Origin of the sequence: Pseudomonas sp. B21128 (genome assembly GCF_044218865.1) — a bacterium.
GTDB lineage: Bacteria > Pseudomonadota > Gammaproteobacteria > Pseudomonadales > Pseudomonadaceae > Aquipseudomonas > Aquipseudomonas iridis.
Genome location: NZ_CP162590.1, coordinates 3,488,202 through 3,502,669, shown reverse-complemented (window position 1 = coordinate 3,502,669; position 14,468 = coordinate 3,488,202). Strand labels below are relative to the sequence as shown.

Annotated in this window: 11 protein-coding genes; 5 read left to right on the top strand and 6 right to left on the bottom strand. The window is 58.9% G+C overall.

What is annotated here, in order from left to right; translation table 11 throughout:
• Positions 1-211: 211 nt before the first annotated feature.
• Entirely contained in the window at positions 212-1,084 is an 873-nt protein-coding gene (locus AB4P91_RS15595; protein WP_150597282.1) for a LysR family transcriptional regulator, read from the top strand.
• Between the two features lie 121 nt (positions 1,085-1,205).
• Here the strand turns inward: AB4P91_RS15595 and AB4P91_RS15590 are convergent, their stop codons facing one another.
• Positions 1,206-2,066: a LysR substrate-binding domain-containing protein gene (locus AB4P91_RS15590; protein WP_150592353.1), complete on the bottom strand. Its 861-nt coding sequence runs from the start codon at positions 2,064-2,066 to the stop codon at positions 1,206-1,208.
• Between the two features lie 112 nt (positions 2,067-2,178).
• Between AB4P91_RS15590 and AB4P91_RS15585 the strand changes: the two genes are divergently transcribed.
• Complete coding sequence (locus AB4P91_RS15585) at positions 2,179-3,288, top strand: 2-aminoethylphosphonate--pyruvate transaminase (protein ID WP_150597284.1); 1,110 nt, start codon at positions 2,179-2,181, stop codon at positions 3,286-3,288.
• Between the two features lie 143 nt (positions 3,289-3,431).
• Positions 3,432-4,259 (top strand): phosphonoacetaldehyde hydrolase, encoded by an 828-nt coding sequence (gene phnX / locus AB4P91_RS15580; RefSeq protein ID WP_150688793.1) that lies wholly within the window; start codon positions 3,432-3,434, stop codon positions 4,257-4,259.
• A gap of 111 nt (positions 4,260-4,370) precedes the next feature.
• Here phnX and AB4P91_RS15575 read toward each other — a convergent pair whose 3' ends face one another.
• From AB4P91_RS15575 to AB4P91_RS15565, 3 genes are all read right to left on the bottom strand, one after another.
• On the bottom strand, positions 4,371-4,985 hold the full coding sequence (locus AB4P91_RS15575) for a hypothetical protein (protein WP_395603140.1): 615 nt from the start codon (positions 4,983-4,985) through the stop codon (positions 4,371-4,373).
• A gap of 360 nt (positions 4,986-5,345) precedes the next feature.
• Positions 5,346-6,281, bottom strand: coding sequence for a 1-aminocyclopropane-1-carboxylate deaminase/D-cysteine desulfhydrase (locus AB4P91_RS15570; RefSeq protein ID WP_395603139.1), 936 nt, complete (start codon positions 6,279-6,281; stop codon positions 5,346-5,348).
• A gap of 171 nt (positions 6,282-6,452) precedes the next feature.
• Positions 6,453-8,492: an FAD-dependent oxidoreductase gene (locus tag AB4P91_RS15565; RefSeq protein ID WP_395603138.1), complete on the bottom strand. Its 2,040-nt coding sequence runs from the start codon at positions 8,490-8,492 to the stop codon at positions 6,453-6,455.
• 208 nt (positions 8,493-8,700) lie between these two features.
• Here AB4P91_RS15565 and AB4P91_RS15560 point away from each other — a divergent pair, with 208 nt between their 5' ends.
• Positions 8,701-9,828, top strand: a complete 1,128-nt coding sequence (locus AB4P91_RS15560) for a carbon-nitrogen hydrolase family protein (protein WP_150592360.1) — start codon at positions 8,701-8,703, stop codon at positions 9,826-9,828.
• Positions 9,829-9,831: 3 nt separating this feature from the next.
• Positions 9,832-10,872 (top strand): AraC family transcriptional regulator, encoded by a 1,041-nt coding sequence (locus tag AB4P91_RS15555; protein WP_150592361.1) that lies wholly within the window; start codon positions 9,832-9,834, stop codon positions 10,870-10,872.
• Between the two features lie 358 nt (positions 10,873-11,230).
• Here AB4P91_RS15555 and AB4P91_RS15550 read toward each other — a convergent pair whose 3' ends face one another.
• Together AB4P91_RS15550 and AB4P91_RS15545 are read right to left on the bottom strand one after the other, a co-directional pair.
• On the bottom strand, positions 11,231-12,121 hold the full coding sequence (locus tag AB4P91_RS15550; protein WP_395603137.1) for a DUF2242 domain-containing protein: 891 nt from the start codon (positions 12,119-12,121) through the stop codon (positions 11,231-11,233).
• 443 nt (positions 12,122-12,564) lie between these two features.
• Positions 12,565-14,436, bottom strand: coding sequence for a SurA N-terminal domain-containing protein (locus AB4P91_RS15545; protein WP_395603136.1), 1,872 nt, complete (start codon positions 14,434-14,436; stop codon positions 12,565-12,567).
• Between the last annotated feature and the right edge of the window lie 32 nt (positions 14,437-14,468).

Genomic DNA, 14,468 nt, shown 5'->3' with positions numbered 1-14,468 from the left:
TTTTTTATTGTTGAGCACTGCGATATCACCCCATCCCTATGGCGATACCGGTCAGATGAGTCCTGCGGTTGCACGCACAGGCTCATGGCCAGCGCCGCTGTTCGATCGAGCAGTCGGCGGTGGCGTGAGCCGATCAAAGCAATTACTGTTTAATAAATAAAATCGATTTATCGTATTTCACACATAAGCTCAGCTTTTAACTGGAGCGGTCATGTCAATTTCCCACGCCCAACTCAAAGCGTTCCACGCCGTGGCCGTGCATGGAAGCTTCACTAAAGCCGCTGAGCGTCTTTTTCTCACGCAACCGGCGATTTCCGACCAGGTGCGCAAACTCGAAGAACGCTTTGGGGTTTTGCTGTTTCATCGCAACAAACGCTCGGTACGCCTGACCGATCTGGGCGAGCGCTTGCTGGCGATCACCCAGCGCCTGTTTGTGATTGAAGCGGAAGCACAGGAGTTATTGCAGGAGTCCCAGGCGTTGCAGACCGGCAGCCTGATTCTGGCGGTGGATGCGCCGGTGCATGTGCTGCCGCAGATCGCGCGGTTCTGCGAGCGCTTTCCAGGCATCAACGTGAAAATCGAGACCGGTAACACCGATGAATCGTTGTTTCGCCTGTTTAACTATCAGGCCGATCTGGCGCTGCTGGGGCGTGATGTCAGCGATGAACGCTTGCTGTGCGTGCCACTGCGCAACGATCCGATGGTGGCGTTTGTTTCGCGTAATCACCCGTGGGCCGAGCGCGAGTCGATCTGCCTGGCGGACCTGGATGACACGCCGCTGGTCTTGCGCGAACACGGTTCGGTGACCCGGCAAACGCTGGAGGAGGAAATGGCTCGGGCGGGATTTCGCATTCGTCCGGCGATTCAGGTCGAAGGCCGGGAAGCGGCGCGCGAGGCGGTGGTGGTGGGGATTGGTGTGGGCGTGGTTTCAGCGGCTGAGTTTGGCGCCGACTCAAGGGTTTGCGCGTTGCCGATCACCGACTGCACCCGACGCTTGACCGAAACCCTGGTGTGCTTGCGCGAACAGAGTTCGCGGCGGGTGGTGGCGACGTTTCTGGATATGGTTCGCGAGAGTCTTGTGTGAACGGTGCTGGCCCAATCGCTGGCAAGCCAGCTCCCACAGGGTTTGAGCCTTTAACAAATTGTGCGTACACCAGAGAAACCTGTGGGAGCTGGCTTGCCAGCGATGAGGGCGCCACGGTTTATCAGGCTGGCGCCAATCCAAAAAACGCCTGAATCAAGCGCAACTCTCTGCGACGCTCCATGCAACCGATCATGTGCCGATTGACCAAGCCCTCCCCGACAATCGGAATCGCCACTACCCGTGGGTCGTGGCTGACTTCCACCGATGACACCACGCCAACGCCCAGTTGCGCGGCGACCGCCTCGGTCACCGCCTCACGACTGTCCAGCTCCAGCAACACGCGCGGATGAATCGACGCCTGCGTGCATGCCAGATCAAATGTGCGCCGGGTAATCGAACTCGGCTCACGCAGCACCATGATCACCTGATCCAGTTCCTTGAGTTTCACCTCTGTGGCACGCGTAGCCCACGGATGCCCGGCCGGCACCAGTGCGCAAATCCGCGATTCGCTCAGTGCTTGCAGATGCAATCCCTTGCGTGGCTCGACTTCGGTCAGCACCGCGACGTCCGCGTGTTCGGACAATAACGCTGCCAGCGTTTCCTGGGCATTGCCCAAACGCAGATTTACCGTGATCCCCGGATAGCGCGCACGCAGACTGGCCAGCATCGGCATGACCATGTGCGGGCCGTCCGCCGCCACTTCCAGCCGCCCGGTCAGCAACTGGCGGTTAGCCTCCAGCATGGTTTGCGCTTCTTCCGCCAAACCGAACATGGCGCGAGTGATCGCCGCCAGTTTGGTGCCTTCCTCTGTCAACTCCACCCGTCGCGCGGTGCGTCGCAACAACGTGATCTGGTAATGCTCCTCCAGCGCCTTGATGTGCCCGGTCACTGCCGGCTGGCTGATGAACAACCTTGCAGCGGCGCGGGTAAAGCTGCCCTCGCGCGCCACGGCATCGAACGCGCGCAGCTGAAACAGGTTCATGAATAACTCTCACTGATGGCTGGCATAACAACAAACAATTTGATTGATACAACGGCAAATTGCAACTTAGGCCCCGTAGCTTCATCCCACAGCGCTATCCGAGGACACACGAATGAGTATCGCCGAACCCATCCTGCTCACTCCCGGCCCGTTGACCACTTCGGCCCGCACCCGCCAGGCGATGATGGTCGACTGGGGGTCATGGGATGACCGCTTCAATCAACTGACCGCCAGCCTCTGCGAGCAATTACTGGCGATTCTCAACGGCGCCGCGACCCACCATTGCGTGCCATTGCAAGGCAGCGGCACCTTCGCGGTCGAGGCAGCGATCGGCACGCTGGTGCCACGCGACGGCAAAATACTGGTGCTGATAAACGGCGCCTACGGCAAGCGCCTGGCAAAAATCTGCGAAGTGCTGGGTCGCTCGTTCAGCACTTTCGAAACCGCTGAAGATGAACCGACCACCGCCGCCGACGTCGACCGTCTGCTACGCGCCGACAGCACTATCACTCACGTCGCGCTGATCCACTGCGAAACCAGCACCGGCATTCTTAATCCGCTGGCGGAAATCGCTCACGTCGTCGAGCAACACGGCAAGCGCCTGATCATCGACGCCATGAGCTCCTTCGGCGCGCTGCCGGTGGACGCGCAGCAAGTGCCGTTCGACGCGTTGATCGCTGCGTCAGGCAAGTGTCTGGAAGGCGTGCCGGGGATGGGTTTTGTCTTCGCACGCAAAGAGTCGTTAGCCGCAGCCGCCGGCAATTCGCACTCACTGGCGATGGACCTGTTCGACCAGCACGCCTACATGATGAAAACCGGGCAATGGCGCTTCACCCCACCGACCCATGTGGTCGCGGCGCTGCACGAAGCCCTGCTGCAATACAACGAAGAAGGTGGCCTGCCGGCACGGCATGCGCGCTACGCCGCCAACTGCCAGGCGCTGATGGAAGAGATGGGCAAACTCGGTTTGCGCAGCTTTCTGCCAGCCGCGATTCAGGCGCCGATCATCGCGACGTTCCACGCGCCGAATGACCCGCGTTATCAGTTCAAGGATTTCTACGAACGGGTCAAGGCCAAAGGCTACATCCTCTATCCCGGCAAACTGACTCAGGTCGAAACCTTCCGCGTCGGCTGCATCGGTCATGTCAGCCCGGACCAAATGCGCCAGGCCGTGGCGGCGGTCGGCGAAGTGTTGCGCGAGATGGAAGTCCTCGACATCTGAACCCTCACCCTACTCCCCTGTGGGAGCGAGCCTGATGGCGAATGCGGTTGAACAGTCAACATTGATACAGCTGACACACCGCTTTCGCGAGCAAGTTCGCTCCCACATTTGAATTGCATTGCCCACTCAGGAATTTGATTACCATGAACTACACCAACCCAACCAAGCTGCAAGCCGCCATCCTCGACTGGGCCGGCACCGTAGTCGATTTCGGTTCCTTCGCCCCGACGCAGATCTTCGTCGAAGCCTTCGCCGAATTCGATGTTCAGGTTTCCATCGAAGAAGCTCGCGGCCCGATGGGCATGGGCAAGTGGGATCACATCCGCACCCTGTGCGATCAGCCGCAGGTGGCCGAACGTTACCGCAAAGCGTTCGGCCGCACGCCGACCGACGATGACGTCACCGCCATTTACGAGCGCTTCATGCCGCTACAAATCGAGAAAATCGCTGAACACTCGGCGCTGATTCCCGGTGCCCTGGACACCATCGCCAACCTGCGCCAGCAAGGCATCAAGATCGGCTCCTGCTCCGGCTACCCGAAACAGGTGATGGATAAAGTCGTCGCACTGGCTGCCACCAACGGCTACATCGCCGACCACGTGGTCGCCACCGACGAAGTGCCCAACGGCCGCCCTTGGCCAGCACAGGCATTGGCCAACGTCATCGCGCTGGGCATCGACGACGTCGGCGCCTGCGTGAAGATCGACGACACCGTCCCGGGCATCCTCGAAGGTCGCCGCGCCGGCATGTGGACCGTGGCGCTGATCTGCTCGGGCAACGCGCTGGGCCTGGATTACGAGGGTTTCCGTGCCTTGGCCAGCGATGAACTGGCCAGCGAACGCGCGCGTATCCATGCGCTGTTCGAAAGCTCGCGCCCGCATTACATGATCGACACTATCAGCGATCTGCCGGAAGTGATTGCCGACATCAACAAACGTCTGGCCAACGGTGAAATGCCGCAATCCTGCTAACTTGCAATAAAAAAACACCGCCGACCTGAAAGCCAGTCGGCGGTGTTTCTGTTTTACTGATTGAGACACAGACCATCACGAAACTTTACAACGTGACCAACAAGCAACTTATTACGAAACAAGGTTGCCTTGCGCATCGTAGGTCAGGCCGTCCGGATACTTGGTACTGCCGTCAGGAAGTTGTTCTGTTCCATCTTCCCAAACAATGCGTCCATCAGGGTATTCGATCGTGTTATCCGGCCAGATAATACGGCCATCAGGAAACTCGACACGGCCGTTCTGGTGATGGATCACGCCATCGGGGCCCTTGAGCAAGTTCTTACTCATATCAACCAGGCTGCCATCGGGAAGGGACGCAGAGCCATCAGTATTGAGGACTCCGCCCAAACTGATAACCAGTGTCGCCAGAGCGACCGGATCAATATTGAAGTTGATGGTCGGCCAAGGCATGGGTGGCCTTTTCGTTGCAACCGCTCCGACAATGCCGTCAGTAGTAACAGGTTTGGTTATCGGAACGGGCTTGACTGGCTTGACTGGCTTAACTGGCACGATTGGCTTGACCGGCTTGACGATTGGTTTGACTGGCTTGACAGGCTTGATGAGAGGCTTGACCGGCACTACAGGTTTGAGCGGCACTGGCTTGACGACTGGTTTCGGTTTGGAGACAGGTCGTTTGGCCATAGCCTTTTTAATAACGTGAGCGTTTTTATTTTTATCAGAGAACATAAATATTCCATTGAAAATCAAACAACATTAATACCCCCAGGCAACCATTTTCTCCCGAGGACTTACCCGCACAATAAACAGCGCGTTATAACCAGGCAATCCGAAGTCAAATACAGAATATAAACAACAAGCCGTTACACCCACATTCAATCCAAACTTCAAAAACAATTAACAACCATTGAATTCAGCCACTTCACGCCTCGCCATAGAACACATCCAAATCGCACCAGCACATTGAACAAAACTCAGACCACTCAGCGCAAAAACGCGCCCTCGAGTTGAGCCCAGGTGGCGGTGATCCCGGCCGAGACACAGCAGCCGCTCTCTTTGGTCATAGATAGATCCCCTGCCCACAAAGGCTCAACTTAGAAGAGGGTTGTGGGCGAACCCCCGCCGTCCCTGCAATCCACCTGTATGCACAAAAACCAACCGTGTGCCGCTAGCGAATTTACCCGCCTCGACCTGCTGCTTGAGCGCCAGCAACGCCTTGCCGGTGTACAGCGGTTCCAACGGCACGCCGCTGTTCCGCTCGGTCTGCGTAATGAATGCCAGCAACGCCGAATCAACCTTGGCAAAACCGCCGCGACTGGCATCAATCAGCTCATAGTCAGCCCTGTGCCGGCCGGATTCTCGCAGGATCGCCTCGACTTGCGCCGCCACGCCGTGATCCTCAGGTACCGCCAACGCGCCGTAGACCGGGTGTGCGCCCGCCTCGGCGAGTACCAGCCCGGCCAACGTCGTCCCGGTGCCGCAGGCCAGCCACCAACCGTGATAATCGCGCCACCCCGTCAAGCTCAATTGCGCATCGACCTGCGCTTTGATCGCGGCGCACCCCAGCGCGCCGGCTAATCCGCCACCGCCCTCCGGCACCGCATACAGATTTGAATATCGCGCTCGCCACGGCTCCCAGAACCCCGGCTCATGTCGCGCCCGATAACCGCCATAACCCAGCCAATGCAGGTGCATACCGTACGCTTGCAGATCGGTGACAGTCGGCGTTTCTTGTGGATGACCGCGCAGCAGCCCCGCCGTTTTGAACCCGAGCCGTTTACCCGCCGCCGCCAACGCGTGCAAATGGTTGGAGTGCGCGCCGCCCAGACTGATGATGCCTTCGGCCCGGGTGCGATCGGCGGCTTTCAGATGCTCAACGAGCTTGAACCACTTGTTACCGCTGATCAGCGGGTCGATTTGATCGAGGCGCAGGATGGCGACTTCAACATTGGCGGCGGTGAGCCAGTCCAGATGAAGCGGTTCGAGAGGAGCCTGGGGGAGCCAATTGGAGGAAGGAAGAAGCATGGGCGACTAGTCGTTCGGAGCAGAGCCGGCATTCTAGTCGCTCATAAGCAGCCATCGCGAGCAGGCTCACTCCTGCATGGGTTCTACAGTGTTCACAATCTACGTGGACGATACAAAACCTGTAGAAGTGAGCCTGCTCGCGATGGCCGTTGGCACGTCAGACTTGCAACCTCAAAGTTCAGCCGCCAGACGCGACCCTTGATTGATCGCACGCTTGGCATCCAGCTCCGCCGCCACATCAGCACCGCCGATCAGGTGCACGTTTTGTCCGGCCGCTACCAGGCCATCGTGCAGCTCACGCAGAGGGTCCTGCCCCGCGCAGATCACGATGTTGTCCACCGCCAGCAACTGCGGCTCGCCGGATTCGCCGATGCGGATGTGCAGGCCTTCGTCGTCGATGCTCAGGTATTCAACACTGTTGAGCATCTGCACCTGCTTGTTCTTCAGCCCGGTACGGTGAATCCAGCCAGTGGTTTTGCCCAAACCGTCGCCGACCTTGGTTTTCTTGCGCTGCAAAAGGAACACTTCACGAGCCGGCGCGTGCGGCGCAGGTTTGATCCCGGCCACGCCACCACGGGCTTCGAGGTGGGCGTCGATGCCCCACTCCTTCCAGAACGCGGCGCGATCCTGACTGGTGGCAATGCCTTCGTGAACGAGGAATTCGGAGACGTCGAAACCGATGCCGCCCGCACCAATTACCGCCACGCGTTTGCCAACCGGTTTGCGCTCGAGGATCACGTCGAGATAGCTCAGCACCTTGGCATTTTCAACGCCCGGTATCGCCGGAGTGCGCGGTGCAATACCCGTGGCGAGGATGATTTCGTCATAACCGCCGTCAACCAGTTTCGCGACGTCGACGCGGGTGTTCAGGCACACCTCGACGTTAGTCGTTTGCAGCTTGCGGTTGAAGTAGCGCAGCGTTTCGAAAAACTCTTCTTTGCCCGGCACGCGTTTGGCGATGTTGAACTGGCCACCAATTTCGCTGGCAGAATCGAACAACGTCACCTGATGGCCACGCTCGGCCGCCACGGTCGCAGCGGACAACCCGGCAGGACCGGCACCCACCACGGCGATCTTCTTGATTTGCTGCACCGGCAGATAGTTAAGCTCGGTTTCGTGACAGGCACGCGGGTTGACCAGGCAACTGGTGAGTTTGCCGCCGAAGGTGTGGTCGAGGCAGGCCTGGTTGCAGCCGATGCAGGTGTTGATCTCGTCAGCGCGACCTTCGGCAGCCTTGTTGACGAAGTCAGGATCGGCAAGAAATGGTCGCGCCATCGAGACCATGTCGGCATCGCCTTCGGCGAGTATCTGCTCGGCGATTTCCGGCGTGTTGATGCGGTTGGTGGTGATCAACGGAATGCTCACCGAGCCACGCAGCTTGGCCGTGACCTTGCTGAATGCCGCACGCGGCACCTTGGTGGCGATGGTCGGAATACGCGCTTCGTGCCAGCCAATGCCGGTGTTGATGATGGTCGCACCGGCCTGCTCGATGGCTTTGGCGAGGGTGACGATCTCGTCCCAGTTACTGCCACCTTCGACCAGATCAAGCATCGACAGACGGAAGATGATGATGAAGTTCGGGCCGACCGCCTCACGGACGCGGCGTACGATTTCCACTGGCAGACGCATACGGTTTTCGTAGCTGCCGCCCCAACGGTCGGTGCGATGGTTAGTGTGCGCGGCGAGGAACTGGTTAATGAAATAACCTTCCGAACCCATGATTTCCACGCCGTCGTACTCGGCGGTTTGCGCCAGCACCGAACAGGTGACGAAATCCCTGATCTGCTTCTCGATGCCCTCCTCGTCGAGCTCTTTTGGCTTGAACGGGTTGATCGGCGCCTGAATCGCACTCGGCGCGACTTGTTTCGGGCTGTAGGCATAACGGCCGGCATGGAGGATCTGCATGCAGATCTTGCCGCCCGCCTCGTGCACCGCGCGGGTGACGATGCGGTGCTTGAGCGCTTCCTCCTCGGTGGTCAGTTTGGCTGCACCGGAATACACACCGCCCTCGTCGTTCGGGCCGATCCCGCCAGTCACCATCAGGCCGACGCCGCCACGGGCACGTTCAGCGAAGTACGCTGCCATGCGCTCGAAGCCACCCGGCTTTTCTTCAAGACCGGTGTGCATCGAGCCCATCAGGGTGCGGTTGCGCAGCGTGGTGAATCCCAGGTCCAGCGGGGCCAACAGGTGCGGGTAATGAGCGGCGGTCATCGGTAACTCCACAACGAGCGATCACGGAAAAAGTGCGGGAGCTCTGCGTCCCCCGTCAGTCATGCTCGACAGACTAAGAGTCGCATCGCTGTCACTCAATGACCGTAACTGACAAGTTAATGATCTAAATGCGCAGCGCCCCTTGGCAAGCCAGACCCTGGGCCCTACCCTAGTCGCCATACCCTGTACCCGGTCGTTGTTGGTTTTCATGCGCAAACTTTTGTACCTGTTTTTTTCCATGGCCCTCGTTGCCGTCCTTACCACCTACGCCATGTGGGCGGCAGACCGGCCGGCGGCGCATTACCTGTCGGACCTGCGCATCAAACTGGCGGTCGATCAGGGCACGCCCGCCGACCGAGGTAATCTGCTGGGCATTCAGCCGGAACTGTTCCCCACCGACTACCAAAGCCCCGCGCGCCTGCGCCGCAAACTCGCGGCGTACTTGCAGCAAGCACAGGATCAAGGCTTGTTGAATGACAAGACCGTGGTGGTGTTGCCGGAACATGTCGGCACCTGGTTGATGATCAGCGGCGAAAAAGACGAGTTGTATCAGGCGCCCACCCTCGCCGAGGCGATGAATTGGCTGGCGGCGAGCAATCCGTTGTTGTTTGCCCGTGCCTGGCTCAGCGCCAAGGGCAAAGACCGTCTCGATGATGCTCACCTGCGCATGAAATCGCGCACCATGGCCAAGGACTACCAGGCGCTGTTCGGCGGCCTGGCCAAGGAATTTCACGTGACGCTGGTGGCTGGCTCAATCGTTCTGCCCGAGCCGAGTATCCGTGACGGTCAGCTCAAACCCGGTAGCGGTGCGCTGTACAACAGCAGTGTGGTCTTCGGTCGCGACGGTGCACCGCTCGGCCAGCCGCAGCGGCAACTGCACCCGGTGTTCAGCCAGCGTGATGTCATCCAGGCCAATGAAAAGACAATCAACGTTGTCGATACCCCGGCCGGGCGACTTGGCGTACTCATCGGCAGCGACAGCTGGTATCCGGACAACTACCGCAAACTCGACGAACAAGGCGCGCAATTGATCGCCGTGCCGGCGCAGGTATTCGGTCAGGGTGCATGGGATCAGCCATGGCGTGGCTATAAGAGTTCGAGTACACCAGGCTCCGTCAGTCTCAAGCCCGGCGAAGTCAGCGAAGGCCAGGCCTGGCATCGCCTGACCTTGACCGCGCAACCGCCCAGCAGCCATGCAGTCGCTGGCATGAGTGTGTTTCTGCGTGGGCAGTTCTGGGATAAATCAGGCGCAGGCCAAAGCTTCCTCAACAGCAACGGCCAGCAGTTCGCCGACGGTGACGCCCGTGGCGCACGTATGCTGAATATCTGGTTGTAAGCGATGAAGCCGCTGCCGATGCGCCTTGGGGATCTGTCGGTAGGTTTCGTTCATAGCCTCGCCGATGCGGTTCGCAGTCACGGCGCTGACCCACAGCCGCTGCTCGAACAATACGCACTGGATGCGGCAAGATTGGCCGAGGCCGGGGCACGACTGTCGATTCCGCGTTACATGCGTTTGGGGCATGGCGCGATTCAATTGACCGGGGATCCGGCCCTCGGCCTGCGCATGGGCCAGCTCAGTCGCTTGAGCCAGGCGGGACTGGCCGGTGTCACCGCATCGCAGGCGCCTACCGTACGTGAGGCCGCCCGCTGCCTGATCCGCTTCGAACCGTTGTATGGTTCCAATTACCGCGGCCAGTCGAGCTTTCACGAGGACGCCACTGGCGCATGGCTGCGTTTCTATTCGATCAGCCCGTATAACGCCTATAACCGTTTCGTGGTGGATTCGATCATCGCCGGCTGGCTGCATCAACTGTCCAGTGTCAGCCGCGAACCGCTGCGCGCTGAACGCGTTGAAATCGAATTCGACGCGCCCGATTATCGCGACGCTTACGCGGCCTTGGGTGATTGCCCGATCCAGTTCGGCGCGGAACGAAACCAGTTGCGCCTGAACCTGGCCGGCCTCGCCCTGCGCAACCCCGAGCACTGCCCGAGCACCTGGCGGCATCTGCTGCAGCTGTGTGAAAGAGAGCTGGAGCAACTGACCCGTACTCGCAGCCTGCGCGAACGCATCACGCAACTGCTTGGGCCATTATTGAATGGTGGCCGAGAACCCGACCTGGAAGAAGTGGCGGCACGCCTGAAGCTGCCGACATGGACCTTGCGGCGCAAACTGACAGAGGAAGGCACGCAGTTTCGCGCGATCCTCAACGACACTCGCCGTGATCTGGCGATGACCTACATCCGCGATACGGAACTGGCGTTCGGCGAAATCGCCTACCTGCTCGGCTTTGCTTCAGCCGAAGCATTTCAGCGAGCGTTCAAACGCTGGAGCGGCCAGACGCCGGGCGAATTCCGCCGCAGTCATCGTAAAACAGCCTGACACCTTAAAGCTCGGTAGCGTCTTCCGCCGGCTCTGGCGAATCCAGTTCGTAGGCCTGGTATTCGAGCAGTTCTTCCTGATAGTCATCCATCGCGTAATCCCCCAGCTGCTCTGTTGAATGGGCCTGAGCAAATGCCCAGTGCCTCGAGCATAACGTGCCCGTATGAAGGAAAAATGAAGCCTGGCCTTCATGAATAAAACGTAGCAGGCGGTCAGGAATTTATCGCGGGATTTTTGTCAGGTGAATGTAACCAGATATTCCTCTGTAAGAGCTGCCGGAGGCTCGATCCTTGACATTTCAAGATCAAAAGATCGCAACCTTCGGCAGCTCCTACAGGGGCCAAGCCGAGGTGTGGGGTTATTGGCCGGAGGCTGGCATTGCCGGAATCGGCTCGGACGGCGGCGGAATATCCGTCGGATTGGCCGGTGGCGTGATGGTTTCGGTAGCCGGCGCAGGTTCCGCACTCGGTGCCGGAGCAATCGGGGTCGACTCCGCAGGAGGTGCGACCGGCTCGGAACTCAACGGTGCCGGTTCAGCGGGCGCAGGCGCGGTCACGGCCGGCTCAGGCGCTGCCTCAGGTGCTGGAGCAGGCGCTGTAACGGGAGCTGTAACAGGCGCTGGAGCGGGCTCCGCGGCTGGCGTCAGGCTCGCGGGGGCCACTTTTGCCTCAGGCACGCCCAGATCGGTCTTCGGCTTCTCCTCGATATGTGCAGCTTTCTTGGTTTCTGCCGGCAGAAACTGTTCGACCAGAGTAAAGAAGCGCTCATAGAACTTCTGCGCCGTCACCGTCTCACTGGCGACCTTGACCATCGAATCGTCCGACGAGCCGATCGGCATCGATACCGAACCCAGCACGCCGACACCGAGACTGGCCGAGTTGTTGGTCTTCTTCAACGCATAACGATCCTGCAAGGCATTGGCGAACATCGTCGCGTGGTGCCCGGCACTGCCGTCATCGGCGCAGACCACATTGAAGCTGATCTCCATGTGTGTATCGCCGGTTTGCTGAAAGCTCTTGTGGCCACTGATCAGTTTCGAGTCGCTGCTGGTAATGATGTAGCCCTGACTCAGCAACGCACGACGCGCCGCTTCGCAACTGACAACGTCGGTCACCGGGTAATTACGCGAAAACGTACCGGAGTCATCGAAGTTCTCGTGCTCATACATCGGCTTGTCTTTCGCACAGCCGGCAACACCGGCCAACAACAGCGCCAACCCGACAACACGCAGGGGAGTGGAAATCAACATTAAACATCCTGAGGGAAAACAGTCCGGGGCGTATTGTGCAACAGAACGCGCCCTCGCGGCGTATGGATTAGTGTCTTGAAACAGTTACAAGCCTATCGACCCCAGATTGCGGAAAAAGGTCGCGCTGATAATTCAATGAAGAAAATCCAGCAAAATCCAGAATCAGTTCTCGGCTAAAAGCGACGACAGCAACACCACAAACCGAATGGATAGTTACAGAGGAGAGCATCAGCAAAAAATGCGTCCCCTACCGGCCCGCCATCGCTGGCAAGCCAGCTCCCACACTGACTGCGTGCACTCAGACGATATGGGTCGGCTATTTTCAATGTGCGCCCGCCCAAGAGCGTGATCGGCCCAAAGACCGCCAAGGCGCAAAAGCGAACACCCATAAAAAAACCCCGGCACACAGGCCGGGGCTTCTTGTACTACAGCTCAAACCACCATCAGAACTTCTTGATGTCAGCCTGGCTTTCCAACTGCTTGCGATACGCCGCAAAGTCCTGCTGACCTTCACGCGACGCAAGGAAGCGACGGTACTGAACCTTCTCTTCATCCGTCGGCGCAGCCGCTTCGTTCACGCCATTGAGGCGAACGATCATCAAACTGCCGTCCGGCAACGTCACACTGGTGAACGTCGGTTTGTCCTTGGCAGCCGGTTTCGGCATGCGGAACAGCGCTTGCAACACCGCCGGTTCAACCCCTTCCTGACCACGGGTGGCCGCTTCGGTGGTTTTCCAGTCCTGACCGTCTACCGCTTTGTCCAGCGGAGCCTTGCCATCACGCAGATCAGCAATCAGCTTCTCGGCTTTGGTCTTGGCTGCAGCGCTGGCATGCTCTTTGGTCAACTGAGCGCGGATGGCCGCACTCACGCTTTCCAGAGGCAGTTGAGCAGGCTTCAAGTGCTCCTTGGCGCGCAGCACGATCACCGTGTCCGGATCCAGCTCAATGGCGGTGCTGTTGGCACTCTCATCAAGCACTTCGGTGCTGAATGCAGCAGTGACAACGGCACGGTTGGCCGCAATCCCTTCGCCACCTTCACGGCCGAATGGCTTGGAAGTGTGAACGGTGAGCTTCAGGTCTGCTGCTGGCTGAGCCAGGTCAGACGCTTCAAACGCGGAGTCTTCCAGTTGCTTGGTCGCCTCGACGAAACGCTGCTCGACTTGCGCCGCTTTCAAATCGCGGGTCAGCTTGTCTTTCAGGCTGGCCAGGGACGGCACTTCAGGTGCTTCAACACCCAGCAGCTTGATCAGATGGAAACCGAAGTCAGTGCGAACCGGCTCGGAAACCTGATCTTTGGCCAGCGAGTACAGCGATTTTTCGAAGGCTGGGTCGTAGACACCCGGACCTGCGTAACCGAGGTCGCCGCCATTGTTGGCCGAACCCGGATCCTGCGAGAACTCCTTGGCCAGCGCTTCGAATTTCTCGCCGTTGGCCAGACGCGCCTGGACTTCTTCGATCTTCGCTTTGGCTTGAGCTTCGGTGGTCTTGTCGTTCACTTCGATCAGGATGTGAGCCGCGCGACGCTGCTCCGACAGGTTGGCAATCTCTTTCTGATACGCCGCCTGCAGGTCTTCATCCTTCACAGTGACCTGGTCGAAGAACGAGGCCTTCTTCAGCTCCAGGTAATCGATGACGACTTGATCCGGAGTCATGAACTCCTTGACGTGTTCGTCGTAGTAAGCCTTGACCTCATCATCGGTCAGCTTGACTGCAGCCGGATCGGCTTTGACGTTCAGGGTCGCGAAGTCACGGGTCTGTTTTTCCAGACGGGCGAAAGCCAGCACTTCGGCATCGGTCACAAAACCGCTGCCCGCCACACCGGCGCGCAGCTGGCCGATCAGCATTTCCTGAGCCAGCATCTGGCGGAACTGCATACGGCTGTAACCCAGTTGACGGATCACTTGGTCGAAACGCTCGGAGCTGAACTTGCCGTCAACCTGAAATTCAGGCGTCAGCAGAATCACCTGATCAAGGGCGCCTTCGGAGAAAGCAAATTTCGCTTCGTCCGCCCCTTGCAGCAGCAGCTTGCGGTCAATCAAACCCTTGAGGGCTGATTCGCGAAGCATTTTTTCATCGAGCAACGAAGCGTCGAAATCCTTGCCCAGCTGTTGCATCAACTGACGGCGTTGCATATCAACGGCCTGGCTGAGCTCGTTCTGACTGATGTCTTCACCGTTGACCGTGGCTGCATTCTGGCTATTGGTCGTAGCCTGGAAAATGGCCTCAATCCCCGTGAACGCCATCAATACAACGATGATCCCGATAATAGTCTTGGCAATCCAGCCTTGTGAATTGTCCCTGATATTCTGCAGCATGCGTCCCCCAGAAACGGTTGAATTTCAATATT

Excerpts from the sequence above, each read along its gene's own strand:
- AB4P91_RS15575 (WP_395603140.1), bottom strand. The coding sequence starts at position 4,985 with ATGTTCTCTGATAAAAATAAAAACGCTCACGTTATTAAAAAGGCTATG.
- AB4P91_RS15545 (WP_395603136.1), bottom strand. The coding sequence starts at position 14,436 with ATGCTGCAGAATATCAGGGACAATTCACAAGGCTGGATTGCCAAGACT.
- AB4P91_RS15565 (WP_395603138.1), bottom strand. The coding sequence starts at position 8,492 with ATGACCGCCGCTCATTACCCGCACCTGTTGGCCCCGCTGGACCTGGGA.
- AB4P91_RS15550 (WP_395603137.1), bottom strand. The coding sequence starts at position 12,121 with ATGTTGATTTCCACTCCCCTGCGTGTTGTCGGGTTGGCGCTGTTGTTG.
- AB4P91_RS15555 (WP_150592361.1), top strand. The coding sequence starts at position 9,832 with ATGAAGCCGCTGCCGATGCGCCTTGGGGATCTGTCGGTAGGTTTCGTT.
- phnX (WP_150688793.1), top strand. The coding sequence starts at position 3,432 with ATGAACTACACCAACCCAACCAAGCTGCAAGCCGCCATCCTCGACTGG.
- AB4P91_RS15560 (WP_150592360.1), top strand. The coding sequence starts at position 8,701 with ATGCGCAAACTTTTGTACCTGTTTTTTTCCATGGCCCTCGTTGCCGTC.
- AB4P91_RS15590 (WP_150592353.1), bottom strand. The coding sequence starts at position 2,066 with ATGAACCTGTTTCAGCTGCGCGCGTTCGATGCCGTGGCGCGCGAGGGC.
- AB4P91_RS15585 (WP_150597284.1), top strand. The coding sequence starts at position 2,179 with ATGAGTATCGCCGAACCCATCCTGCTCACTCCCGGCCCGTTGACCACT.
- AB4P91_RS15570 (WP_395603139.1), bottom strand. The coding sequence starts at position 6,281 with ATGCTTCTTCCTTCCTCCAATTGGCTCCCCCAGGCTCCTCTCGAACCG.
- AB4P91_RS15595 (WP_150597282.1), top strand. The coding sequence starts at position 212 with ATGTCAATTTCCCACGCCCAACTCAAAGCGTTCCACGCCGTGGCCGTG.